This is a genomic window from Burkholderia sp. AU18528, from assembly GCF_002223215.2.
GTDB classification, from domain to species: domain Bacteria; phylum Pseudomonadota; class Gammaproteobacteria; order Burkholderiales; family Burkholderiaceae; genus Burkholderia; species Burkholderia semiarida.
On sequence record NZ_NKFC02000006.1, the window covers coordinates 1,365,433 to 1,391,424 of the forward strand.

Sequence of the window (25,992 nt, forward strand, 5' to 3'; positions counted from 1 at the left end):
GCACGCACCGGATTGCCTGTGAACCGGAGCGGGCGGCCACCCGCGCCGCCCGCTCCGCTCTGCAACAACCGGCATCGGGGCCCGCCCGATGTGCTGTGCTCCTCCTCTTTTATGTTGTCGCCCTGCTTCGTCGCGCGCCGCGTCAGCGCAGCTTCGCGACGTCCTGCTCGGTCACCTTCGCGGCCGGATTGCCGAACTGCCCGGTCAGGTAGTTCGTCAGCGCGGCGATCTGCGCGTCCGACAGCTCGTGGCGGAACGCCGGCATCCCGACGTCCTCGCTACCGGCCTTGCGCTGCACGCCGTTCAGGATCACCTGCACGAGGTTGGTCGGATTCGACGCGCCGACCGTCGAGTTGTGGAACAGCGGCGGGTAGTAACCGTCCGGCGTGCCCTTGCCCTGCATCTGGTGACAGGTCGCGCAGTTGCCGAGATACAGCCGCGCCGGGTCGATACCCGACGACGCGAGCGCGACGCCGCGCAGCTTCAGGCCGTCCTCGGCCGGCTTGCCCCACGACGAGCGCGACTGCTTCGCGTCGCCGCTGGCCACGGCCGGCACCGTACGGATGTACGTCGAGATCGCGCCGATGTCGGCTTCGGTCATCTTCGAGAAGCTGTGCTCGATCGCCTCCGCCATCGGGCCGGCTGCCTGCGCGAGGCCCGGCACGCTGCCGGTGCGCAGGTACTGGACGAGCTGCTGCTGCGTCCAGCCGCCGATCCCCGCGTTCGGGTCGGACGTGATGTTGTAGCCGTCCCAGCCCGCGAGCACCGAGCCCGACAGGAAGCTCCCGCCCGTTTCGTCGAGCGACTTCTCCTGCATCGCGATGCCGCGCGGCGTGTGGCACGTGCTGCAGTGCGCGAGGCCCTGCACGAGATACGCGCCGCGGTTCCATTCGGCGCTCTGCTCGGGCTTCGGCTGGTACACGCCGTCCTTCAGGAACAGCCAGTTCCAGATCTTCAGCGGCCAGCGCATGCTCAGCAGCGCGGGGATCTCGTTCTTCGGCGGCGCCTGCTTGACCGGTTCGACGCCGTGCATGAAGTACGCGTACAGCGCCCGCACGTCGTCGTCGTTGATCTTCGCGTACGACACGTACGGCATCGCCGGATACAGGTTGTCGCCGTTCTTCGACACGCCGTGACGCACCGCGCGCTCGAAATCGTCGAACGTCCAGTTGCCGATACCCGTATCGGGATCGGGCGTGATGTTGCTCGTATAGATCTTGCCGAGCATCGGCACCGGCATGCCGAGACCGCCCGCGAACGGCTTGCCGCCTTTCGCGGTGTGGCAGGCCATGCAGTCGCCGGCGACCGCGAGGTATTCGCCGCGCTTGACCTGCGCCGGATCGGCCGAATCGGCCGCGCGTGCGAGGCCGGGCAACGCAAGGCAGCCGGCCAGGAGGAAGGTGAGAGTAGATTTCCGCACGGTCAGACTTCCTTCTTCAGCGTGTCCGACATCCGCAGCGCGAGCGCCGCGATCGTCAGCGTCACGTTCACCGTACCGACGGTCGGCATCGTCGAGCTGCTCGAGATGAACAGGTTCGGATGGTCGAACGTGCGGCAGTCCTTGTCGACGACCGAGTCGCGCGCATCCGCGCCCATGATCGTCGCGCCGGTGATGTGGTTGTTCGGCGCGAACTCGTCGTTGAAGACGACGTCGGTGCCGCCGAGCACCTTCGCGGCCGTCGCGTAGACCTCGCGCGTGTGCACGGCGCCGCGCTTCACGTAATCGTCGATCGCATACGTGATCTCCGGGCGCGGGATGCCGATCGCGTCGGTGGCCGTCTTGCTCGGCACGATGCGGTTCTCGGGCTGCGGCAGGATTTCGTGAAAGCAGTCGAACTGCACGTAGCGCGCGGAACGGTCGCGGATCTGCGCGTCGAGTTCCTCGTGCTTCATCAGCTTGCCGGCCTTGAAGATCTTCTGCGTCTCCTGGTTGATGCGCGACATGTTCGACAGGTGGATCTTCTTCGCGGCTTCGGTCGCGCGGAACGGGCCGTCGCGGAAACCGATCAGCGACGTCATCTCCTGCGGGCCGCGGCCCGGCCACAGCTTCTCGCTCGCGTAGAACGACACGCCGGTGCCCGGATGGTCCATCAGGTTGCGGCCGACCATGTCGGAGCTGTTCGCGACGCCGTTCGGGAAATCGCGGTTCGCGGACATCAGCAGGATCTTCGGCGTCTCGATGCCATTCGCGGCGAGCACGAAGTACTTGCCCTCGACGCGATGGTCGGCGCCCGTCTTGTCCTTGTAGATCGCGGCGACGATGCGCTTGTCCGGCCCGGTCTCGAGCTTGTAGACCACCGCGCTGTCGATCAGCTTCGCGCCGGCCTGCTCGGCCTTCTCGACGTGGACGATGCCGTTGTACATCGCGCCGATCGGGCAGATCGGCATGCAGTTGTTGTTCCCGCAACAAGTCGGCCGGCCGTCGTACGGGCGGCTGTTGCGCGCGACGGGCTCGGTCACCACGTGGAACTTCGGGTCGTAGCCGTTCAGCGCGCTCTTGATGGTCTGCTCGTTGAACGACAACGGCAGCGGCGGCATCGGGTACGCCTGCTTGCGCGGCGAGTACAAATCTTCCTCGGGGCCCGGGCCCCACACGCCGAGCTCTTCCTCGGCACGCTGATAGTAATGCTCGAGATCGTCGTACTGGATCGGCCAGTCGCGGCCGACGCCGTACACCGTCTTCATCTTGAAGTCGTTCGGGATGAAGCGCCACGCCGACGCGGCCCAGTGCCACGTCGTGCCGCCCACCGCGCGGATGTACTGCGAGTTGAACTTGTGCTCGCCCTTCAGGATCAGGTAGTCGTTCGGCGGGCCGTATTCCGGATGCGGAGCCCACGGGCTCGACGGGTACGGCGCCATGAAATCGGTCTTGTCGGGCTGGTTGCGAAAGCGCTCGACGATTTCCCAGCGCGGCATGCGCGGGCCGGCTTCCAGCAGGATCACGGACTTGCCCGCCATCGCGAGCTGGTGCGCGACGATCGCGCCGGCGACACCGGACCCGACGACGACGATGTCGGCCTTTTGCGTATCGGTATCGGCCATCAGGCTTGCCTCTCGATCGGTTTTTCGGCCCAGAAGCCGGGTTTGTTGGGGCAATACGAAGGGATCACGAGGGTATCGGACACCACGCTGAACATTAATGCTTCTTCGTAGGTAATCACGACGTCGTCGACGATGCCGAGATACCACGCGCCGAGAATCGTCAATGCGAGCGATTCCTGGTCGGGATTCAGCGAGCCGGATGCGAGCGCGCCGGCAAGTTGCGGCAGGCTGTCGGCCGTCTTGAACGAGCCCTTCTGCAAGGCCTGCAGATAGCGCTGACCGGTCACGCGGCTCAGCCCTTTCTTGCCGGTCAATGCTTCGGAAAGCGTCATGAACGTATCGAGCGGCGCGGTGCCGGGATCGTCGGCGAGGGCCCGCAACGCCAGCGAGCCCGTGAGGCCCGCCGCCGTCAGCGCCAGTGCGCCCTGCAGCCATTGACGCCGCGTGATGCCGGTTGCGGCTGCGTCGTCACGACGCGATTGGGGGGTGTTGTCGTTGTGCATGTTTCCTTCTCTCGAACACCGGATTCGGGAAAACCACGCTTGATATTTCTCAAACATTGGCGCGGACCTGAAATGTACGCGCACAAATCGAATCGAACAATCTTTTTATAGTTCATTAAATGTTCCGCAATCCGGCGTAATCGACATTTCGCTGCATTTTTGTGTCGTCGACGCGACAAATCTGCGGCACGCCTGCCCGTGTCGCGCGCCGACCACACACTGCCCCTGCACGCCGCGCTGCGCGCGCACGGCGGTCGGTTAGAATCCCGTGCAATCAAACAGAAAGCTTCCCTCCGAGGGCAATCGAGCGATGAAGCAACGCGACAAGCACAACAAAGAAACCAACCAGACCAACCACACGATCCGGCTGCTCTGGCGCATCGGCGCCGTCGCGGCGCTCGGCGGCGCCATGGCGCTGTCGCTGCATGCGGGCGCGGCGCGCACGGTGAGCGTGTCGCCGCAAGGCACCGTCACCGAAGTCCGGCAGAGCGTCGTCAAGTTCGACGAAGCGATGGTCGCCTTCGGCTCGGCCTCCGCGCCGAATCCGGCGCGCATGACCTGCAACGATTCGACGGCCGCGCGCGGCCAGGGCCACTGGCTCGACGACAAGACCTGGGTTTACGATTTCGAAAGCGACCTGCCGCCCGGCGTGCGCTGCTCGGTCGCGCTCAACGACACGCTGCGCTCGGTCGCCGGCAACGCGGTCAGCGGCCCGCGTCGCTTCACGTTCCAGACGGGCGGCCCGTTTCCGGTATCGGTGCGCCCCGGCTCGCGCGAGATCGAGGAGCGGCAGGTCTTCGTGATGAAGCTGAACGGCCCGGCCGAGCCGCGCTCGGCGCTCGCGAACATCTGGTGCGAAGCGGCCGGCATCGGCAACCGCATTCCCGTCATGGCGGCCGACGACGAGACGCGCAACGCGCTGCTCGATCACTTCGGGTGGAAGAAGGAGGCGGCGCGCGTGCTGACGCTGTCGTGCTCGCAGGCGCTGCCCGCGAGCGCGAAGATGCAGCTCGTGTACGGCAAGGGCGTCGCGAGCCCGAGCGGCATCGCGAACGACACCGAACGGCGCTTCGATTTCACCGTGCGCGCACCGTTCGCCGCGAGCTTCTCGTGCGAGCGCGAAAACGCGAAGGCACCCTGCACGCCGCTGCGCCCGCTCACGCTGTCGTTCAACGCACCGATCTCGCGCAAGCAGGCCGAAGCGATCAAGCTGCGCGGCCCCGACGGCTCGCTGTCGCCCACCTTCGCGGCCGACGATCGCAGCGAGGAAGTGACGACCGTCACGTTCAACCCGCCGCTGCCCGCGCAGGCCGGCCTGACCGTCGAGCTGCCGTCCGGCCTGCACGACGTGACCGACCGGCCGCTGTCCAATGCCGACCTGTTCCCGCTCGCGACGCGCACCGCGCCGATGCCGCCGCTCGCCAAATTCTCGTCGGGCACCTTCGGGATCGTCGAGCGCTTCGCCGAACCCGATACGCCCGCGCTGGTGCCCGTCACGCTGCGCAACGTCGAGGCCGACCTGCATATCGCCGGCCTCAATGCTGGCGGCGCGCAATTCGCGAACCTGAAGGTCGAGAACGACACCGCGATCCGCCAATGGATGCGCACCGTCGATCGCTTCGACAACTGGTCGATGACGGCCGGCTCGATCGACGACCAGATTCCCGGCCTGCTGGAACGCAAGGGCCAACACCCCGTGTACGTGCCGCTCGAGGCCGGCGAAAAGCAGCCCGCGCCGAAGAACCGCCGCATCGACGTGCGCTCGCTGTCGCTGCTGACGGGCGAGCCCGGCGCGCAGGTGCTGACGCTGCCGAAGGCCGACCCGAAGACGCTGCGCCCGTTCGAGGTGGTCGGCGTGCCGATCGACAAGCCCGGCTTCTACGTGCTCGAACTCGCGTCGCCCGCGCTCGGCCGCTCGCTGCTCGCGAAGCCGTCGAGCATGTACGTGCGCACGACCGTGCTCGTCACGAACCTCGGCGTGCACCTGAAACAGGGCCGCGAGAACAACCTCGTGTGGGTCACGACGCTGGACAAGGGCAAGCCGGTGCCGAACGCGCAGATCCGCGTGTCGGACTGCAACGGCGACGAGATCGCGGCCGGCAAGACCGACGCGCAGGGCCTGCTGAAGATCGACGGGCCGTTCGAGCCTAAGCGCGCGTGCAACGCGTCGGAAACCTTCAACGACTATTTCGTATCGGCTCGCGTCGACGATCCGAAGACGGGCCCCGACATGGCGTTCGTCAGCTCGGGCTGGAACCGCGGGATCGAATCGTGGCGCTTCAACGTGCCGACCGACACCGACAGCGCGCCGACCGTGCGCGCGCATACGGTGTTCGACCGCACGCTGCTGCGCGCCGGCGAAACCGTGTCGATGAAGCATTTCATCCGCACCGAGACGCTGCAAAGCCTTGCGTTCCCGTCGCAATACCCGACGCGCGTGACGATCCGCCACCTCGGCACGGGCCAGACCTACAAGCTGCCGCTCACGTGGGCGGCCGACCACAGCGCGGACTCGCAGTTCACGCTGCCGGCGGCCGCGAAGCTCGGCGAATACGGCGTCGAGCTCGAAGGCGGCCCGGAAGATGCGCCGACCGCCACCTACTACAGCGGCAGCTTCCGCGTCGAGGCGTTCCGCCTGCCGGTGCTGAAAGGCTCGATCGGCGCGCGCGATGCGCAGAAAAGCCCGCTCGTCGCCGTGAAGGAAGCGCCTCTCGCGGTGCAGATCGACTACGTGTCGGGCGGCGGCGCATCGAACCTGCCGGTGCAGGTGTCGGCGCTGATGAAGTGGGCATCGCCGCCGTTCGCCGATCGTTTCGAGGATTTCAGCTTCACGCCGTATCGTCCGGACACGAACGACGGCAACGCCGACGACGATGCGCAGGACGGCGACAACACGTCGTCGTCGGCATCGAGCAACGATCCCGACGCGACGAAGCTGATCGCCGACAAGCTGCCGCTGACGCTCGACCGCAACGGTGCGGGCACGGTCACGCTCAAGGGCCTGCCCGATGTCGACGCACCGAAGCGCATCGCGCTGGAGGCGACGTTCGCCGACCCGAACGGCGAGGTGCAGACGATCCGCGGCGACACGATCCTGTGGCCGGCCGCGGTGGTGGCCGGCATCAAGGCCGGCCGCTGGGTGTCGGTCGGCCAGCGCGTGCCGGTGCAGGCGCTGGCGGTCGACCTGCAGGGCAAGCCGCGTGCGTCGGTGCCGATCGAAATCAAGGGCATCGCGCGCATCACGACGTCGTCGCGCAAGCGGATGGTCGGCGGCTTCTATGCATACGACAACAAGAGCGATACGCGCGACCTCGGCGTGCTGTGCTCGGGCAAGACCGACGACAAGGGCCGCATGGCCTGCGACGCGACGCTCGATCAGGCCGGCAACGTGCAACTGATCGCGGTCGCGAAGGACGGCGACGGCCGCACGTCGAATGCGTCGACGTCGGTATGGGTCACGCGCGAGGACGAACTCTGGTTCGGCGGCGACAACACCGACCGGATCGACGTGATCCCCGAGAAAACGTCGTACGAACCGGGCGAAACGGCCCGCTTCCAGGTGCGCATGCCGTTCCGCTACGCAACCGCGCTCGTCGCGGTGGAGCGCGGCGGCGTGATGGAAACGCACATCGTCGAGCTGAACGGCAAGAACCCGACCGTCGACCTGAAGGTCGGCGAATCGTGGGGGCCGAACGTCTACGTATCGGTGCTCGCGCTGCGCGGGCGGATTCGCGAGGTGCCGTGGTACTCGTTCTTCACGTGGGGCTGGAAGGCGCCGGTCGAATGGGCGCGCGCGTTCTGGCGCGAAGGTCGGCACTATGAGGCGCCGACCGCGTTCGTCGACCTGTCGAAGCCCGCGTTCCGCTACGGGCTCGGCGAGATCAAGGTCGGCACCGGCGTGCATCGCCTCGGCGTGACCGTGACGACCGACGCGACGCGCTACACCGTACGCGGCAAGGCGCAGGCGCACGTGAAGGTCACGCTGCCGAACGGCCAGCCCGCACCGGCCGGCACGCAGATCGCCATCGCGGCCGTCGACGAGGCGCTGCTCGAACTGATGCCGAACAACAGCTGGGACCTGCTCGACGCGATGCTGCGCCGGCGCGCATACGGCGTCGAGACGGCCACAGCGCAGATGGAAATCGTCGGCCGCCGCCACTTCGGCCGCAAGGCCGTGCCGGCCGGCGGCGGGGGCGGCAGCGCGCCGACCCGCGAGCTGTTCGACACGCTGCTGCTGTGGAACCCGCGCGTGACGCTGGATGCCAACGGCAGCGCAACCGTCGAGGTGCCGCTGAACGACGCGCTCACGCGCTTCCGGATCGTCGCGATCGCGGCGGTCGGCCCCGACCGTTTCGGCACGGGCAGCACGTCGATCCGCAGCACGCAGGATCTGCAACTGATCTCCGGCCTGCCGCCGCTCGTGCGCGAAGGCGACGCGTTCCGTGCGCAGGTCACGCTGCGCAACACGACCGACCGCGCGATGCAGGTCGTCGTGACGCCGCGCGTGACGGGCCTCGACGTCGCGCCGCAGACCGTGTCGCTGGCGGCGAATGCGGCGACCGAGGTCGCGTGGACGATCACCGTGCCCGAGCAGGCGCTCGATGCGGCCGGTGCGCTGAACTGGCGCATCGAGGCGGCCGAGCAAGGCGGCAAGCGCGCGTCCGATGCATTGGCCGTCGCGCAGAAGGTCGTGCCGGCGCTGCCGGTCACGGTGCAGCAGGCGACGCTCGCACAGGTCGACGGCACGTTGACGGTGCCCGTCGCGGCCCCGGCCGGCGCGGTCGGCAACGCGCAAGGCATACCGCGCGGCGGCATCGCCGTATCGCTGCAGTCGAAGCTCGCCGACGGCCTGCCCGGCGTGCGGCGCTGGTTCGAGCGCTATCCGTACCGCTGCCTCGAACAGCAGACGTCGCGTGCGATCGGGCTGCGCGACGCCGCGCAATGGCAGGCGCTGATCGCGCGCATGCCTGTCTACCTCGACAGCGACGGGCTGGCGAGCTACTTCCCGCCGTCGTCCGACGATTCGCACCACGGCAGCCCGACGCTGTCGTCGTACCTGCTCGTCGTGTCCGACGAAGCCAGCCGTCTCGATCCGCGCTTCGCGTTGCCGGAAGACCTGCGCACGCAGCTCGAGGCCGGGCTCGCGCGCTTCGTCGACGGCCGCATCGAGCGCAACGCGTGGGCGCCGCGCCAGGATCGCGACCTGCGCAAGCTCGCCGCGATCGAGGCGCTGTCGCGCTACGGCGCCGCACAGGGCCGCATGCTCGGTTCGATCGAGATCGCGCCGAACCAGTGGCCGACGTCGGCGGTGATCGACTATCACGCGATCCTGACGCGCGTGAAGGACATCCCGCAACGCGACGAGAAACGCGCGCAGGTCGACCAGATCCTGCGGGCGCGCCTCACGTACCAGGGCACGCAGCTCGTGTTCTCGACCGCGCGCGACGACGACCTGTGGTGGCTGATGACCAGCAACGAGACCAATGCCGCACGTCTCGCGCTGGAATTCGCGGGCGACCCGGCATGGAAGGATGAAATGCCGCGCGTGACCGCCGGCCTGCTCGCGCTGCAACGCCAGGGTGCGTGGCAGACGACGACGTCGAACGCGCTCGGCCTGCTCGCGGTCGAGCGCTTCTCGCGCACCTACGAGAGCACGCCGGTCGCCGGCGCGACGAAGGTGGCGCTCGGCGGCGACGCGCGCTCGATCTCGTGGTCGCAGCCGGCATCGGCCGCGCCCGCCGATACGCCCGCGTCGGCCACGCCCGCGACCCGCGCGGCCGCCGCGCGCAGCGTGCTGATGCCGTGGCCGCGTGCGTCGCAGGGGCCGGCCACGCTGTCGGTCACGCAGGACGGCACCGGCCGCCCGTGGGCGACCGTCGAGAGCCTCGCGGCCGTGCCGCTGCGCGCGCCGTTCGCGGCCGGCTACCGGATCACGAAGACCGTCACGCCCGTGTCGCCGGCCGTCAACGGCGTGCTGACGCGCGGCGACGTCGTGCGCGTGCATCTCGACATCGATGCGCAGAGCGACATGACGTGGGTCGCCGTCAACGATCCGATCCCGGCCGGCGCGACGATCCTCGGGTCGGGCCTCGGCCGCGATTCCGAAGCCGCGACACAGGGCGAGAAGACGCCCGACGGCGCATGGCCGACGTTCATCGAGCGCGACTTCGACGGCTACCGCGCGTATTACGACTATTTGCCGAAGGGCAAATTCTCGGTCGAGTACACGCTGCGGCTGAACAACGTCGGCACGTTCGGGCTGCCGCCGACACGTGTCGAGGCACTGTATGCGCCGTCCGTGTACGGCCTGTGGCCGAACCCGCCGATGACCGTGAAGCCGGCCGACGCGGGCAAGTAACGAGACCGCGATGATCGATCTGGCTTTGCCGCGGCCGGCGCGTTTCGCCGGCCGCGTATTCGTCGCCGTCGTGCTGGCCGCCCCGCTCGTCGCGCATGCGCTGCCCGGCTACGACGACGTGCGCCGCAACTGGCGCAGCTCCGACTGGGTGCTGCTCGCGCGCGACGGCACGCCGCTGCAGCGCACGCGCGTCGACCTCACCGAGCGGCGCGGCGACTGGGTATCGCTCGCCGACGTATCGCCCGCGTTCCGCGAGGCGATCGTCGTGTCCGAGGACAAGCGCTTCTACGAACACAGCGGCGTCGACTGGCGCGGCATTGCCGGCGCCGCGTGGGGCAACCTGTGGAACGAGCGCACGCGCGGCGCGTCGACCGTCACGATGCAGCTCGCGGGGCTGCTCGGCGATTCGCCGCGCCGCTCGGGCCAGCGCTCGCTGCCGCAGAAGGCCACGCAGGCCGTGAACGCGCTGTGGCTCGAACGCAGTTGGCGCAAGGACCAGATCCTCGAGGCCTACCTGAATCTGGTGCCGTTCCGCGGCGAGACCATCGGGCTCGGCGCGCTGTCGCAGGTGCTGTTCGGCAAGGCGCCGTCGGGCCTCGACGCGCGCGAGGCCGCGATCGCCGCCGCACTCGTGCGTGCGCCCAATGCGGCGCCGGCGAAGCTCGCCGAGCGCGCATGCCGGATCCTGCGCGACATGCAGGCCGGGCAGGCATGCGCGTCGCTCGACGGCTACGTGCAGCTCGTCGTCGCACGCCCGGCCAATGCCGTACGCGACGAGGGCGCCGCCCTCGCCCCGCACTTCGCGCGGCGCATCGCGGCCGAGGTCAGGCCGGCGGCCGGCGCGCAGGTCCGCACGACGCTCGACGCGCCGTTGCAGCGCTTCGCGCGCGACACGCTGATGCGCGCGTTGACCGAACTGAACGCGCCCGCGCACCGGCGCAACGTGCAGGACGGCGCGGTCGTCGTGATCGACAACGCGACCGGCGAGATCCTCGCGTGGGTCGGCTCGTCCGGGGCGCTGTCGAGCGCGCGCGACGTCGATGCCGTGCTCGCGCCGCGCCAGGCCGGCTCGACGCTCAAGCCGTTCCTCTACGCGCAGGCGATCGATGAAAAGAGGTTGACGGCCGCGTCGCTGCTCGACGATGCGCCGATCAACCTCGCCGCCGGCGGCGGCCTGTACATTCCGCAGAACTACGACAAGGATTTCAAGGGCTGGGTGAGCGTGCGCAGCGCGCTCGGCGGCTCGCTGAACGTGCCGGCCGTGCGCGCGCTGGTGCTCGTCACGCCGCACCGCTTCGCGCGCACGCTGACCGCGCTTGGCCTGCCGCTCGCGCAGGAAGGCGATTACTACGGCTTCAGCCTCGCGCTCGGCAGTGCGGACGTCACGCTGCTGTCGCTGACCAACGCCTACCGCGCGCTCGCGAACGGCGGAGTCGCGCGCAAGGTCGTCGACCTGCCGGCCACGGCACCCGCGCCGGCATCCGGCGCATCGGCGCCTGCGCGGCCGGACGCCGGTACGCGCGTGTTCAGCGAGGCGGCCAGCTTCGTCGTGACCGACATCCTGTCCGACAACAACGCGCGCGTGCGCACGTTCGGCTTCGACAATCCGCTCGCGACGCGCTTCTTCTCGGCGGTCAAGACCGGCACGAGCAAGGACATGCGCGACAACTGGACGATCGGTTTTACGTCGCGCTATACGGTCGGCGTGTGGGTCGGCAATGCGGACGGCTCGCCGATGTGGGACGTGTCGGGCGTCACGGGCGCGTCGCCCGTGTGGTCGGCCGTCGTCGGCTACCTGCACCGCGACCTGCCGAGCCGTGCGCCGCGTGCGCCGGCCGGCGTCGAGACGCGCCGGATCGCGTTCGAGCGCGACATCGAGCCGGCCCGCAACGAATGGTTCGTCGCGGGCACGGCGGTCGACACGATCCGGCTCGCGGCGCCCGCCACGCCGGGCAAGGACGGTGCGCGTGCGCCGCTGACGATCGGCGCGCCGACCGACGGCACGATCTTCGCGATCGATCCGGACATTCCGCCGAAGAACCAGCGGATCTGGTTCGAACGCTCGGCCGGGCGCGCGACGAAGTTCGCGTGGCGGCTCGACGACAAGGTGATCGGGCACGCCGACCGCGTCGCGTGGCTGCCGTGGCCCGGCAGGCACCGGCTCGAACTCGTCGATGCGCGCGGCAACGTCGCCGATGCGATCGGCTTCGAGGTACGCGGCGCGTTCGCGAAGCCGGCCGCGCGCAAGCCGTGAGGCGGCGGGCCGGTCTTGCTGGCCGGCTACATTCGCTTTTACGCCGGTTCAGGACATAGAATTACAGTAGCGCCGCATTCCCGATGCGCACCGGTTGCCTCATTCTCTCGATCGCCCGCGACCATGAACCTTCGCCTTACGCGCTTCACCCGCCCCGCGCTGGGCGCATTGTGCGTCGCAACATTCGCCGCCCTCCAGGCCTGCAACGGTGAAGCCTGCTTCGGCGTCGACGCGTGCTTCAACGACAACACGCAAACCGTCTCGCTGTCAGGCACGGCCGCGACGGGCGACGCGCTCGCGAGCGCGCAGGTGGCGGTCAATTGCGCGGCGGGGTCGGCCACGACGCTGACGGACGGCGGCGGCAACTACCGGGTGACGCTCAACGCCGCGCTGCCATGCGTCATCACCGTGGCGTCGGGCGGCGTGAGCCTGCATTCGCTCGCCTACGCGGGCGGCACCTTCAATACGACGCCCGAGACCGAGCTGATGCTCGTCTATCTCGCGGCGCAACTCGGGACGAACACGGCCGGGCTGATCGGCAATTTCCAGGGCACCCTGCGCTACCAGCGGGCGATGAACAGCCCGGACACCGTGCAGGCCGCGCAATCGGCCGTGGTGACGAACCTGCAGCAGCGCTATGCGGTCACGCTGGCCGTACCGGCGTTCCTGACCACGTCGTTCGTGGTCGGGCAACCGGGCGTCGACAGCGATCTCGTCGCGCTGGCCAAGGCTGGGGCGATCGATTCGAACGGACTGCCGGATCCGGTTGCCGTGTCGCTGTTGCAGCAGGCCGGCGCCGCGCATCCGCTGTAAGGAACACGAGACGAGACGGGACAGGAATCGACCGTCAGGCGTTCGCTTCGCGCGCGTCGTCGGCCAGCAGCGCCCAACGCTCGTGGTCGCGCCATTCGCCACCGATGCGCAGGTAGCGCGGCGAAAACCCCTCTTGCCTGAACCCGAGCCGTCGGACCAGCGCGATCGATGCATGGTTGCCGGGCTGGATATTCGCTTCGAGCCGGTGCAGCCCGAGTTCGCGGAACGCGACGTCGACCGCCGCGCGCACCGCGTCCGTCATCAGCCCCTTGCGGCTGAGATTCGCCATCCCGTAGTACCCGAGATAAGCGCTCTGAAACACCCCGCCGACGATCTCGTTGAGATTCACCACGCCGACCACCGCGCCCGACGCCCGCTCGCGCGCGACCAATCCGACGTTCGGCCCCGTCAGGCAGCGGGCGAACCATTGATCGAACCCGCTCTGGTCGATGAACGAATCGACCCACGGCAAATGGTGATTCCGGCTCGCGCGGTTGGCGGCGATGAGGTCGGCGGCGTCGGACCGGGCGACGCGATTCAGCAGGATCCGGTTCATCAGTCGATCTCGAGCCGGCGCTTACGCCGCCTCGCCACTCCCGCACACGACCGGCGCCGCCTGCTGCCGCGACAGATGGCGCAGCAGCTTCGTCACCATCCACACGACGATGAACGACAACGCGACGAAGAACACCGCAAGCGGCGTCAGCACGTGAATCGACACGAAACCGGCCAGGCCCATCATCGCGGACGACACGAGCAGCAGCGCGCAGCCGAGAATCGCGCTCGTCAGGCCGGCGATATGCGGAAACAGCGAATTGCCCTTGGCCATCAGCGTCGGATACATCGCGCCCGCGCAGAAACCCATCACGAGCACCGGCGTCGCGAGCGTCCACACGCGCAGGCCGACGGTCAGCGCGAGCACCAGCATCGCGATCGACGCGCCCGCCATCACGCGCGCGCCGATGCGCAGCCGCTGCTCGGCGCTCGGCAGCCCGCGGCCGTGGATCCGGTTCGACAGGCCGCCGAGGAAATACATGAGGCCGATGCCGAGCGCGAGGTAGCCGAAGAAGGTCGGCGGCTTGTGCAGCGTGGTCTGCACCATGAACGGCCCGACGATGTTGAACACCAGCAGGATGCTGTAGCACAGCCCCTGTGCGAGGAAGCAGCTCTGGAACACGGGGCTCGCCAGCACCTTGCCGGTGTTCGCCATCAGCGTGCGCGGCTCGAGACGCACCGGCTTCGGCAAGGTTTCGCGGTAGCGCCACAGCAGCGCCCACATCGCCAGCGAGTAGACCAGCAGGAACACGAGGCACGCGCGCCAGCCGAACCATTCCTGCAGGTGCGCACCGATCACCGGCGCGATGATCGGCGCCAGCCCCCATGCGATCGACATGTACGTGAACGCATGCATCAACGCCTGGCCGGAGAACGAATCGGTGATGATCGCCTTCGCCAGCAGGTTGGTGGTCGCGATCCCGAAGCCCTGCAGGCAGCGCGCGAGCACGAACGTCTCCAGGTTCGGCGCGCCGAGCGACAGCAGGCAGCCGATCGTGTAGATCACGAGCCCGAACGCGAGCACGCGCTTGCGTCCGTACGCATCGGCAATCGGCCCGAAGATCAGCTGGCCGAGCGCGTAAGCGGCCATGTAGCCGGACACGCTCGACTGGATCGCCTGCGGCGTGGTCGCGAACGAACGTGCCATGTCGGGCAGCGCGGGCACGTAGATGTCGATCGCGAGTTGGCCGGCGGACGCGAACAGGCAGATCAGGAACAGCAGGAAGCGCGGCGAATTCGACTCGCGCGCCGGAGTGAGCGTGGCGTTCATGACGACTGGGAAGGAGGTCGGGCAGCAGTGCCGCGCCGTCAATGTTCGCATGGCGAACATGCGTGCGGGGGTGGCGAATTCCGTATTGTGCCTGTTGTTGCACCGGGCGACAGGATTCCCCCTGGCGCGGGCGAGGTTGAATGCCGATCGCGGCACGTCCCGACATGCGCCGATCGGGCCGGCGGGCGGCGATTTTAATGTTGATTTAAGCCGACGGCCGCATTGTTTCGGGTGGCTCACTCCGTGAGCCGTACGTCATTGTTGATTCGATCAGTCTCGTTCGATGGAGATACGAAGATGCGATTCCGTTCGTATATGGCGGCGGGCGCGCTGGCGCTGGTGCCCGTGTTCGCGCTGGCCGGGCAAGCCGGCGCGGCGGCCGCCGCCCAACCGATGTTCGTCAATGTCAACGGGCAGGCCGTGCCCGTGAAGGCCGAAACGCGGGTCGTCCAGACGGCCGTCGGCCCGATGAAGGTCAGCACGTGGAGCTGGCACAGCCCGCAAGGCGGCGCGAGCTTCGAGATGCAGACGGCGTCGTCGGGCGGCATGCCGTCCGCGGCGGCGTTGCGGCAAATCCAGGCCGCGCAGTACCGGATGCAGGCGGCGCAGGCGCAGATGGTCGCGATGCAGCAGCAGATGATGGCGCTCCAGCACATCGCGCTCGCCAACGCGCTCGCGATGCCGATGCCGCAGCCCGTCGGGTTCGCGATACCGGCGTGGGCCGCTCCTCAACCGGTGCTCGTCATCGTCCCGGCGCAGCCGCCGATGCCGTCGGCGGCCCCGGCAACGCCGGCCGCTCCCGTCGCACCGGCCGCACGCGGCCCGGAAATCAAGGCCTGACGCGATTCGCGCCACTCGGCGCGCCGCGCCCGAACCGCCGGCACGTGCCGGCGGTTTTTCTTTGAGACGGCCGGATCAATACTGCGCCTGATCCGTCGGATTCTTGAACAGTTGCTTCATCTCCGGCGACAGCGGATAGTTGAGGCTCACGCCCTTCGGCGGAATCGGCCGCATGAACCACTGATCGTAGAGCTTCTCGGCCGCGCCCGAGGTCTGCATCTTCGCGATCACGCCGTCGACGACGCGCTTGAACGCCGGATCGTCCCTGCGCATCATGCACGCGTAGTTTTCGTGAACGAGCGGCGTGCCCGCGACCGTATACGCGCCCGGGTTGCGGTCCTTCGCGATCTCGCCGTACAGCAGCGGCTCGTCCATCACGAACGCCACCGCGCGGCCCGTCGTGACGTTCATGAACGCTTCGGCGTGATCCTTCGCGCTGATGATCGTCATGTTCATCGCCTTCTCTTCGTTCAGCTTGCGCAGCAGGCGCTCGTCTGACGTGCCGGCCGTCGTCGCGACCGTCTTGCCGGCCAGGTCCGCGAAGTCCTTCACGCCCGAATCCTTGCGCGTGCTGAAGCGAATGCCGTACAGAAAGATGCTGTTCGAGAACGCGGCCTGCTTTTGCCGCTCGAGCGTGTTCGTCGTCGACCCGCATTCGAAGTCGATCGTCCCGTTCTGCAGCAGCGGAATGCGGTTCTGCGACGTGATCGGGATTTCCTTCACCGCGAGGTTCGGCAGGTTCAGATCCGTCTTCAACTGGTCGATGATGCGCGACGCGATGTCCCGCGAGTAGCCGATGTTCTTCTGCTGGTTGTCCGAATACGAGAACGGCACCGACGACTCGCGAATGCCCAGCGACACGACGCCCGTGTCCTTGATCTTCTTCAGCGTACCGGTAAGGGCCTGCGCGTGCGCGGCGCCGGCCAGCGCACAGGCCAGCGCGACAGCCAGCCAACGGAAGCGGTGATCCATGCTTTTCTCCTGACGAAACCTTGATCGAATCGCGATCCTACGCCCGACAAAATTCGCCCCGCATCGGGGAAAGCGTCAAGCGCCCTCAGTCACGCGCCTCACCGTGAGGCATCGTTTCCGCGACGCGCAAAAGCGCCTGCGGCGCACGTTTCGCCGGGCCCGCTGCCTGCAATCTTGCACCCCATGAACAGGTCGCCCGTTCCAAACGCGCGTTCATGCTGCAAGACAGCATCGCAACCGTTTGCGTGTCGCGCCTTTTTCGCACAAAACATACTCAAGAAGCCGCCTCATCAGCCGTTACCCAATGCATGGCGCGTCGCAGCAGCGCTGCGTGCGCCCGACAAGAACAAGGTCCGGTTTACGCCGGACCGGGCACCACCGCCGGCACGACGGTTATCTACGAGGATCGACTTTCAACATGAAAGCCAAACGCTTCAATTTCGCGCTGGCCCGTTCGGCCCATGCGCGCATGCTCGCCGGTATGCTGTCCGCCGCCGCGCTTCTGCCCCTCGCCGGTTGCGGCGGAGGCGGCGGCGGCGGCAGCGACCCGTCTCCGTCCAACGCGTCACCTGCACCGGCGCCCGCGCCGACGCCCGCTCCCACGCCGGCACCCGCGCCCGCCCCGACCACTCCGCCGGCGTCGTCCGGCGGCAATGCGTGCTCGTCGCAGCAGGCCGCCGTGCAGATGGCCGCGCAGACGACGCCGGTCGAGCCGCCGGTCGATCACCTCATCGTCAAGCTGAAAACGCTGACGGCCACGCGGGCGATGGCGGCCGTCGACGACGGTTCGAGACTCGACGCGGTGATCCAGCGCGCGATGACGCGCTGGACGGCGCCGGTGACCGGCAGCGCACGCGCGTACGCGAGCACCATCGCGCAAACGCCGGTGAACGTTCAGGTCGAGCGAACGATCTCGAACGGCGCGGCCGTGCTGTCGCTCGGCCAGCGCATGGCCGCCACCGATGCCGCCGCGCTCGCAGAGGCGTTCGCGGCCGACAGCGACGTCGACTACGCGGAACCGGATCACCCGATGCAGATCCGCGACACGCCGAGCGACCCGCTCTACAACCAGCAGTGGTACCTGTCCGATCCGACCGCCGGCATCAACCTGCCGCCCGCATGGAACGTGACCAAGGGTTCGCCGACCGTCGTCACGGCCGTGCTCGATACCGGCTACCGGCCGCACGGCGACCTCGTCGGCAATCTGATACAGCAAGGCTACAACTTCATCAGCAACATCAACACCAGCAACAACGGCTCGAGGCGCGGCCCGGACGCAACCGATCCGGGCGACTGGGTCACGCAGCAGGAACTCGACGACGTCAACGGCCCGTTCTATCACTGCGCGAGCCAGCCGAGCAACAGCAGCTGGCACGGCACGCGCGTGATGGGCGTGATCGGCGCGACCGCCAACAACGGCACCGGCGTCGCCGGCGTGTCGTGGCTCGGCCAGATCCTGCCGGTGCGCGTACTCGGCAAGTGCGGCGGCGTGACGAGCGACATCGCCGACGGCATGCGCTGGGCAGCCGGCATTCCGGTGTCCGGCGTACCGACGAACCCGCGCCCGGCGAAGATCATCAACCTGAGCCTCGGCGGGGTCGGCGCGTGCAGCACGACGTTCCAGCGGGCGATCGACGACGTGACCGCGAAAGGCGTGACCGTGATCGTCGCGGCCGGCAACGACGGCCTGTCGACCGGGCTCGACCAGCCCGCGAACTGCCGCGGCGTGATCACCGTCGGCGCGACCGACGCGACGGGCCGACGCGCATCGTTCAGCAACTTCGGCGCCGACGTCGCGCTGAGCGCACCGGGCGTCAACATCCTGTCGACGTCGAACGCCGGCACGACGACGCCGGGCTCGGACACCTATGGCCCCGCGACCGGCACCAGCCTCGCGACGCCGCAGGTGACGGGAGTTGCCGCGCTAATGCTGTCGGTGAACGGCAACCTCACGCCCGCGCAGATCATGCAGAAGCTGCAAGGCGGCACGCGCGCGGCGAAGCTCTCGGCCGGCACGTCGTGCACCGCGATGCCGGCAGGCTCGGGCATCCTCGATGCAGCGGCCGCCGTCGCGACCGCGAACCAGTAACCGGCATCTCGTTCGACGCGGCCGCGCGCATGCCGACAAGGTGTGCGCGCGGCTGTTTCATTGCGGGTTGTCGGGCGCGACCGCGAACATGCACCCACGCGATCAAGCATCTCGAAATAACGCCCGACAAAAGGGTTGACGCTTCGCACGGCGAGCCATTACCATCGCCCCCGTCTAGTTACATGGAGTGTTCTGTGAACACCGATGCGAGTTGTAGTTGGTGCATGACCAACTTGACTGCTGCCTGAGGAAAACGCGCAGAGCCTCGTCTTCTGCCGCATCCCGGGAAGCAGGATGCGGCGCCCTTCCGGCCTGACTACCGGCCCGATCTCCCGCCGAATTTTCGATGTTGTCGAATGCACGCGACGCGCCGTCGCGCGTGTGCGTTCGTGCCGCGCGCGACGCCAGCCGCGTGCGCCCTCCGTTCGCGTGCCGTCCGGCCGCGCGCCTCGTTGCGCGCGCCGCTGCCGATCGCCCGTGCCGACCATTCGCAACCGACAGGAGTGCAGATGAACTCAGACGACAGTAGTCGATTACCGCTCGCCGGTGCGACGCCGCGCATCGACACGCTGTGCGCCTCTCGCGCGCCGGCGAGCGTTCCCGCCTTTACCGATCCACAGCCGATCGCGCCTGACGCGACGCGGCGGGGAGCGTTCGTGCGTCGATAACGTCACGGCCGCTCCCCGCCCGCCGCCTCGTGCGCAAGGAGCGACTCATGACGACACGACACAACACCTCGCACAACAAACAGCGCGGCTTCATCAAGGCCGGCGCCGGCCAGCAGAACGAACCGCGCATCATGCGCGCCGCGCGGGAAGCGGCCCGCCCGCTCGAAGACACGCTGAAGTCGCTGCGCACCAGCACGCGCGGCCTCACCTACGATCAGGCCGCCGACCGCCTGCAGCATGACGGCCCGAACGAAATCGCGCACGACAAGCCGCCGCACTGGAGCCGCCAGTTGCTGCTCTCGTTCCACAACCCGTTCGTCTACGTGCTGCTGGTGCTGGCCGCCATCAGCTTCTTTACCGACGTCTACTTCGCGGCGCCCGACGATCGCGATTACGTCGGCATGACGATCCTGCTGACGATGGTCACGATCAGCGCGCTGCTGCGCTTCGTGCAGGAATTCCGTTCGCTGCGCGCGGCCGAGAAGCTCAAGGCGATGGTCCGTACGACGGCCACCGTGCAGCGCGCGGTGACCGACACGGCCGAGCCGTCACGCCGCGAAGTGCCGATGCGCGAGGTCGTCGTCGGCGACATCGTGCATCTGTCCGCCGGCGACATGATCCCCGCCGACGTGCGCCTGCTCGCGTCGCGCGACCTGTTCATCAGTCAGGCCGTGCTGACCGGCGAGGCGCTGCCGGTCGAGAAGTACGACACGCTCGGCGCGGTGGCCGGCAAATCCGCGGGCGCGCCCGCGGCCGGCGCGGCCAACGACGCACCGGCGTCGCTGCTCGATCTCGAGAACGTCTGCTTCATGGGCACCAACGTCGTCAGCGGCACGGCGACGGCCGTCGTCGTCGCGACCGGCGAGGACACGTACTTCGGCTCGCTCGCGCGCAACGTCGTGAGCCACAAGCGCATCGAGACGAGCTTCGACCGCGGGGTGGCGAGCGTGAGCTGGCTGCTGATCAAGTTCATGTTCGTGATGGTGCCGATCGTGTTCATGATCAACGGCCTGACCAAGGGCGACTGGCTGAGTGCCCTCACGTTCGCGCTCGCGGTGGCCGTGGGCCTCACGCCCGAGATGCTGCCGATGATCGTCAGCGCGAACCTGGCGCGCGGCGCGGTCGCGATGGCGCGCCGCAAGGTCGTCGTCAAGCGGCTGAACTCGGTGCAGAACTTCGGCGCGATGGACGTACTCTGTACCGACAAGACCGGCACGCTCACGCAGGACAAGATCATCCTCGAACACCACCTCGACCTGTCCGGTCACAAGAACGAGGACATCCTGCGGCTCGGCTGGCTGAACAGCTTCCACCAGAGCGGCCAGAAGAACCTGATCGACATCGCGGTCGTCGCGCGCGCCGACGAGATCGGCGAACGCGTGAAGCCGCAGGGTTACAAGAAGATCGACGAACTGCCGTTCGATTTCGTGCGGCGCCGCCTGTCGGTCGTCGTCGAGGATACGCACGGCACGCACCTGCTGATCTGCAAGGGCGCGGTCGAGGAAATGCTGGCGGTCTCCACGCACGTGCAGGACGAAGACGGCGTGCGCCCGCTCGACTTCGTGGCCCGCAAGCGATTGCTCGAACAAGCCACCGCGTACAACGAGGACGGCTTCCGCGTGCTCGTGCTCGCGACGCGCACGATCCCGCGCGGCGACGAACGCGCGCAATACCGCACCGCCGACGAACGTGATCTCGTCGTGCGCGGCTTCCTGACCTTCCTCGATCCGCCGAAGGAATCGGCCGCGCCGGCGCTCGCCGCGCTGCGCGAGAACGGCGTCGCGGTGAAGGTGCTGACGGGCGACAACGCGACCGTCACGATGAAGGTGTGCCGCCAGGTCGGCCTCGCGCCGGGCAAGCCGATGCTCGGTACGGAAATCGACGCGCTCGACGATGCGACGCTCGCGCAGGCGGTCGAACGCACGACCGTGTTCGCGAAGCTCACGCCGCTGCAGAAGGCGCGCATCGTCAAGGCGCTGCAGGCGAACGGCCACACGGTCGGCTTCCTCGGCGACGGGATCAACGATGCGCCCGCGCTGCGCGACGCGGACGTCGGCATCTCGGTCGACAGCGGCGCCGACATCGCAAAGGAAACCGCCGACATCATCCTGCTCGAAAAGAGCCTGATGGTGCTGGAGGAAGGCGTGATCAAGGGCCGCGAGACGTTCGGCAACATCCTGAAGTACCTGAACATGACGGCCAGCTCGAACTTCGGCAACGTATTCTCGGTGCTCGTCGCCAGCGCGTTCCTGCCGTGGGAGCCGATGCTCGCGACGCAACTGCTCGTGCTGAACCTGATCTACGACACGTCGCAGATGCTGCTGCCGTGGGACAGGATGGACCCCGAGTTCCTGAAGAAGCCGCGCAAGTGGGAAGCCGGCAACATCGGCCGCTTCATGCTGTGGGTCGGGCCCACGTCGTCGGTGTTCGACATCACGACGTACGTCCTGATGTGGACCGTGTTCGGTGCGGGCGCGCTGTATCACCTGAACGGCGGTTCGGGCGGCCAGATCGTGATGAATTCGGGCTGGTTCATCGAGAGTCTCGTGTCGCAGACGCTCGTCGTGCATCTGCTGCGCACGCAGAAGATCCCGTTCCTGCAAAGCACGGCGTCGCTGCCGGTGCTGCTGTCGACCTTCACCGCGATCGCGATCGGCTGCTGGCTGCCGTTCTCGCCGTTCGCGGAGGCGATCGGCTTCATGCACCTGCCGGGCACTTACTGGCTGTGGCTCGCCGCGACGATGGTCGGCTACATCGTGCTCGCGCAGATCGTCAAGACGATCTACGTGCGCCGCTACAAGCAGTGGTTCTGATGGCGCGCCGATGACGACGTGCCGGCCCGTGCACTACCCGCGCGGGCCACACGACCGGACCTGCCGTCGTTCGGTGACGAACGGGCCGCCTCAGCGGCCCGTTTTTCATTCATTGGGCGTCGTTCGCGCCGAACAGTTGCACGCACACCGCGCGCCCTTCGTCGGTCAGCGCCGCGCTGCCGGTACCGTCCTCGTTCAACGTCGTCGCGCTCAGGCCCGCGGCGTCGAGCTGCGTCAGTACACGGCGCAGCGTGCTCATCGGCAGTTGCGTGCGCTTCGCGATCTTCGGCAACGACCAGGTCTTGCCGGCCGGATCGCTCGCGGCTTCGTTCAACGTCGCCAGCGTGGCAACGAGGGCGGGATCGAGCGGGGATTCGTCGGATTCTGAAGTCATCGGTTCGGGTTCGTCGGCCGGCGTCGGGCCGGCATGCATGGAGAAAACGATCGCGGACACTATACGCCGCGTCACGCGCCCTTGAGCGCCGCGCGCATGAACGACACGAAACGCGCGGTGACGGGATCGTCGCGCTCGGACCGCCATGCGAGCCCCACGCGCCACTTCGCGTCCCGGCCGTCGAGCGGCAGCACCGTCGCGTCGCGCAAAAGATACCGCGCACTGGACGGGATGAACGCGACGCCGACGCCGGCCGCGACAGACGTCAGCACCGACTGCACGTCTTCCGCCTGCTGCATCACGTGCGGCACGAAGCGGCGCTCGACGCACCACCGGTCGATCTGCGCGGCCAGCCCCGGGCCGCGCGCACGCTGCAGCGCGATGAAGCCGATTTCATTGAGCACGTCGAGGTTGGCCGGCACGCGCTTGAAGCCGAGATGCGGCGGCACCGCGAGCGCGAGCGCTTCGTCGGTCACCTTGAACGACGACAAGCCTTCGTCGGAAGGCAGGCGCAGGAAACCGGCGTCGAGCTTGCCGGCGCGCAGCCGGCGCGTCTGTTCGGACGACGACAGGTCGCTCAGCGTCACCGCGATACCCGGATTGCAGCGACGGAACTCGGCGATCAGTTTCGGCACGAGCGTCAGCACCGACAGGCAGATGCCGAGCCGCAAATGTCCGCGCTGCCCGCTCGTCGCTTCCCGCGCACGCGCCAGGATTTCGTCGGCATCGCGCACGAGCGCCTGCGCGTCGGGCAGGAACCGTTCGCCGAACGGCGTGAGTTCCGCGCCATGCCGGCCGCGCTCGAACAGCTTGCCGCCGAGGCTCGCCTCGAGTGCGCCGATCTGCTTGCTGAGCGCGGGCTGGCTCATGTGCAGTGCATCGGCCGCACGGCTGAAATGGCACAGCTCGGTGACCGTCAGGAACGTGCGCAGCAGTTTCAGTTCCATTCTTTCGTGGAATCATAACGATTGAAATATTCATTTTACCGATCGAACGCAATGGCGTTCAATACGGACATGCCCTTCCCGGAACCCACTTTCATGTCCGTCGATCAAGCTGCCGACTGCGTAGCCGAGCCACCATGCGATGTCGCGGACGCAAACGCATGCGTCGTCACCGCCGATACGCGCGCACCGAAACGTCGTACCGAACGCACCGACGGGCGCAGCCGCCGCTTTCGCTTCGGCGATGCGCTGGACGACACGCCGCCGCGCGCGGTGACGGGTTCGATCGCGGTCAGTTTCGCGGTCGTATCGCGGCGAAACTGGCCGCGCTGACCCGCACATCTGCTCGCCTTCTGTTCGCGTTCTGTCCCACGCGCATCGCTGCCCGACAATTCGAAAACGATCGGAATCCTCCCGTATCACGCGTCATTGCGCGTCATCGAATCGTCATCGCTCCGCGATCGACCGTATAATTTCCCGCACCCGCCGACCGCCCATGCATCCGCGCAGCCGCATCGCGCGTGAAAAGGAGACTTTCGCTTGACCGGCCTCATCGCGCGCGTGCCTCGCGCCCGGATCACCCTGATCCTCGCCCTGTCGTTCCTGCTGCTCGCATTCGCCACGAATGCGTCCGCGCAGCGCGTGCAGCCGCATCGCACCGCCCATGCGCAGCCGCATGCACACACGAAGGTCGTCAAGAAGCAACCCCATCGCAAGAAAAAGGCCGTCAAGCATCGCCGCTCGCGCGTGACGCATCAGGCGGCCAAACGCCACGCGGCACCCGCGCCGCAGCAGCGGCGCGCGAAACGCACGACCGCCGTGCGGCCGCGCCCGGCCGCGAAACCGACATTGCTCGCCAGCTGCGGCTACACCCCGCGCGCGGTCGGGACGCTGCATTCCCGCGCGGCCTACGTGCTCGACGTCGATTCCGGCACGCCGCTGCTGGCGCGCAACGCACGCACCGTGCGGCCGATCGCGTCGATCTCGAAACTGATGACGGCGGTCGTCGCGCGCGACGCCGATCGGCCGCTGAACGGCGTGCTGCGCGTGACCGCACGCGACCGCGACACGATCAAGTTCACCGGTTCGCGCCTGCAGGTCGGCTCGGAACTGTCGCGCCGCGAGATGTTCCATATCGCGCTGATGTCGTCGGAGAACCGCGCGGCCGCCGCGCTGAGCCGCGACTACCCGGGCGGGCGCGCGGCGTTCGTCAAGGCGATGAACCGGAAAGCGCGCCAGCTCGGCATGCGGCATACGCACTTCCGCGAGCCGACCGGCCTGTCGCCGCACAACGTGTCGACGGCGGAAGACCTCGCGCGGCTCGTCGGCGCGGCCGCGCGGGATCCGCTGATCCGCTATTTCTCGACCGATCTGTCGACCACCGTGCGCCCCGGCGACGGCGAACTCGTGTACGTGAATTCCGACCCGCTCGTGCGCTACCGCCGCCTGCCGATCCGGCTGCAGAAAACCGGCTTCATCAACGAATCGGGGCACGGGGTCGTGATGCGCATGCGCGTGAAAGGCCGCCGCGAAACGGTCGTGCTGCTCGGCGCACCGACGCGTGCCGGCGTTTCGAGCGACGCAATCAGGATCCATCGCTGGCTGTCCTGTTCGATCCAGTAAACGCGTACGGGCAGCCGGCGCGTTCACGCCACGGGAGCGACGCCATGCAGCACGAATACCGCTTCAACGCATTCGGCCGGCTGCTCGCCGTCGTGCGCACGGACGGCCGCTGGGCCGTATTCGATCTCGGCGCCGAAGGCAAACGGCGCCCGGCCAATCTGCAGATTCCATCCGCGCTCGCCGCGGACGAACTCGGCCAGTACCTCGGCGATCTGCTGCACGAAAACGCGACCCCGCGATACAGCGAAGTCGTACGGGTCGTGCATCGGCGCATGTAATCGCGTGCTGCCGGTGCCGCCGGCCGGCGATCAATTCGACAGCTAAACTTGCAAGTTTAGCTGTCGTGTTCTAAGATTCGCCGCATGAACCCGCCACGCAAACCCGGCGTTTCCGCCGAAACCGTCGCCGCCGACCTTACCCTCGCGGTCGGCCAGCTCATCCGCCGGCTGCGCTCCGAGGTCGATTCCGCAGGGCTCGGCATGTCGCAGACGAGCGCGCTCGCGCGGCTCGATCGGCACGGGCCGATGACGACCGCCGATCTCGCGCGCGCCGAAGCGATGAAGCCGCAGTCGATGAAGGCGATCCTCGCGAGCCTCGAGGAAGACGCGCTCGTCGAGCGCGAACCGCATCCGACCGACGGCCGCCAGATCCTGTTCAAACTCACCGCGGCCGGCCTCGACGCGCGGCGCAAGCGCAATGCCGCGAAACACAGGTGGCTCGGCGCGGCGATCGAACAACTCGATCCGCAAGACATCGACACGCTCGCGGCGGCCATCCCGCTGATCCGCCGCATCGGTGAGCAATGAACCCGGCCGGTGCGCCGCTCGGCAGGCGCGCGCCCGGCTTTCTTCGCC

19 protein-coding genes are annotated in these 25,992 nt (G+C 68.0%); 11 read left to right on the forward strand and 8 right to left on the reverse strand.

Annotated features, from left to right (window positions below; genetic code table 11):
* Positions 1-142 precede the first annotated feature (142 nt).
* From CFB52_RS23070 to CFB52_RS23080, 3 genes are read right to left on the reverse strand one after another with little or no spacing between them, the layout of a single operon-like run.
* Positions 143-1,420, reverse strand: a complete 1,278-nt coding sequence (locus CFB52_RS23070; RefSeq protein ID WP_059585013.1) for a cytochrome c — start codon at positions 1,418-1,420, stop codon at positions 143-145.
* A gap of 2 nt (positions 1,421-1,422) precedes the next feature.
* The gene (locus CFB52_RS23075) at positions 1,423-3,042 is read right to left on the reverse strand and encodes a GMC family oxidoreductase (protein WP_059585012.1); all 1,620 of its coding nucleotides are present in this window, start codon (positions 3,040-3,042) and stop codon (positions 1,423-1,425) included.
* Positions 3,042-3,545, reverse strand: a complete 504-nt coding sequence (locus CFB52_RS23080) for a sugar dehydrogenase complex small subunit (protein WP_059639572.1) — start codon at positions 3,543-3,545, stop codon at positions 3,042-3,044. Before CFB52_RS23080 ends, CFB52_RS23075 begins: the two co-directional genes overlap by 1 nt.
* Before the next feature lie 310 nt (positions 3,546-3,855).
* On the opposite strand from CFB52_RS23080, the gene CFB52_RS23090 reads away from it, so the two are divergent.
* The 3 genes from CFB52_RS23090 to CFB52_RS23100 all read left to right on the forward strand — a co-directional run bounded on the left by CFB52_RS23090 (position 3,856) and on the right by CFB52_RS23100 (position 12,970).
* On the forward strand, positions 3,856-9,903 hold the full coding sequence (locus CFB52_RS23090) for an alpha-2-macroglobulin (protein WP_099317541.1): 6,048 nt from the start codon (positions 3,856-3,858) through the stop codon (positions 9,901-9,903).
* A gap of 10 nt (positions 9,904-9,913) precedes the next feature.
* Entirely contained in the window at positions 9,914-12,157 is a 2,244-nt protein-coding gene (pbpC, locus tag CFB52_RS23095) for a penicillin-binding protein 1C (protein WP_099317542.1), read from the forward strand.
* Between the two features lie 123 nt (positions 12,158-12,280).
* Entirely contained in the window at positions 12,281-12,970 is a 690-nt protein-coding gene (locus CFB52_RS23100) for a hypothetical protein (protein ID WP_099317543.1), read from the forward strand.
* A 34-nt stretch (positions 12,971-13,004) separates the two neighbouring features.
* On the opposite strand, the gene CFB52_RS23105 is transcribed toward CFB52_RS23100, so the two are convergent.
* Positions 13,005-13,526 carry a GNAT family N-acetyltransferase gene (locus CFB52_RS23105; RefSeq protein WP_099317544.1) on the reverse strand — a complete coding sequence of 174 codons (522 nt, stop codon included), beginning with the start codon at positions 13,524-13,526 and terminating at the stop codon, positions 13,005-13,007.
* A gap of 21 nt (positions 13,527-13,547) precedes the next feature.
* Entirely contained in the window at positions 13,548-14,795 is a 1,248-nt protein-coding gene (locus tag CFB52_RS23110) for a multidrug effflux MFS transporter (protein WP_060968833.1), read from the reverse strand.
* 297 nt (positions 14,796-15,092) lie between these two features.
* Between CFB52_RS23110 and CFB52_RS23120 the strand changes: the two genes are divergently transcribed.
* Positions 15,093-15,635 (forward strand): hypothetical protein, encoded by a 543-nt coding sequence (locus CFB52_RS23120; RefSeq protein WP_099317545.1) that lies wholly within the window; start codon positions 15,093-15,095, stop codon positions 15,633-15,635.
* A 75-nt stretch (positions 15,636-15,710) separates the two neighbouring features.
* Here CFB52_RS23120 and CFB52_RS23125 read toward each other — a convergent pair whose 3' ends face one another.
* Positions 15,711-16,607: a glutamate/aspartate ABC transporter substrate-binding protein gene (locus CFB52_RS23125; protein WP_059585004.1), complete on the reverse strand. Its 897-nt coding sequence runs from the start codon at positions 16,605-16,607 to the stop codon at positions 15,711-15,713.
* Positions 16,608-17,025: 418 nt separating this feature from the next.
* Between CFB52_RS23125 and CFB52_RS23130 the strand changes: the two genes are divergently transcribed.
* The 3 genes from CFB52_RS23130 to mgtA all read left to right on the forward strand — a co-directional run bounded on the left by CFB52_RS23130 (position 17,026) and on the right by mgtA (position 22,177).
* Positions 17,026-18,696 (forward strand): S8 family peptidase, encoded by a 1,671-nt coding sequence (locus CFB52_RS23130; RefSeq protein ID WP_099317546.1) that lies wholly within the window; start codon positions 17,026-17,028, stop codon positions 18,694-18,696.
* Between the two features lie 509 nt (positions 18,697-19,205).
* The gene (locus CFB52_RS34740; RefSeq protein ID WP_180278243.1) at positions 19,206-19,364 is read left to right on the forward strand and encodes a hypothetical protein; all 159 of its coding nucleotides are present in this window, start codon (positions 19,206-19,208) and stop codon (positions 19,362-19,364) included.
* 47 nt (positions 19,365-19,411) lie between these two features.
* Positions 19,412-22,177 carry a magnesium-translocating P-type ATPase gene (mgtA, locus tag CFB52_RS23145; protein WP_099317548.1) on the forward strand — a complete coding sequence of 922 codons (2,766 nt, stop codon included), beginning with the start codon at positions 19,412-19,414 and terminating at the stop codon, positions 22,175-22,177.
* Positions 22,178-22,286: 109 nt separating this feature from the next.
* Here mgtA and CFB52_RS23150 read toward each other — a convergent pair whose 3' ends face one another.
* Positions 22,287-22,571, reverse strand: coding sequence for a transcriptional regulator (locus tag CFB52_RS23150; protein WP_099317916.1), 285 nt, complete (start codon positions 22,569-22,571; stop codon positions 22,287-22,289).
* 71 nt (positions 22,572-22,642) lie between these two features.
* A complete protein-coding gene (locus CFB52_RS23155; RefSeq protein WP_059585000.1) occupies positions 22,643-23,518 on the reverse strand; it encodes a LysR family transcriptional regulator in 876 nt (291 codons plus the stop codon).
* 51 nt (positions 23,519-23,569) lie between these two features.
* Between CFB52_RS23155 and CFB52_RS23160 the strand changes: the two genes are divergently transcribed.
* From CFB52_RS23160 to CFB52_RS23175, 4 genes are all read left to right on the forward strand, one after another.
* Positions 23,570-23,848, forward strand: a complete 279-nt coding sequence (locus tag CFB52_RS23160; RefSeq protein ID WP_099317549.1) for a hypothetical protein — start codon at positions 23,570-23,572, stop codon at positions 23,846-23,848.
* Positions 23,849-24,055: 207 nt separating this feature from the next.
* Positions 24,056-25,138, forward strand: a complete 1,083-nt coding sequence (locus CFB52_RS23165) for a serine hydrolase (RefSeq protein ID WP_099317550.1) — start codon at positions 24,056-24,058, stop codon at positions 25,136-25,138.
* 44 nt (positions 25,139-25,182) lie between these two features.
* Entirely contained in the window at positions 25,183-25,416 is a 234-nt protein-coding gene (locus tag CFB52_RS23170) for a hypothetical protein (protein ID WP_099317551.1), read from the forward strand.
* A gap of 84 nt (positions 25,417-25,500) precedes the next feature.
* Positions 25,501-25,944, forward strand: a complete 444-nt coding sequence (locus CFB52_RS23175; protein WP_060968827.1) for a MarR family winged helix-turn-helix transcriptional regulator — start codon at positions 25,501-25,503, stop codon at positions 25,942-25,944.
* Positions 25,945-25,992 lie beyond the last annotated feature (48 nt).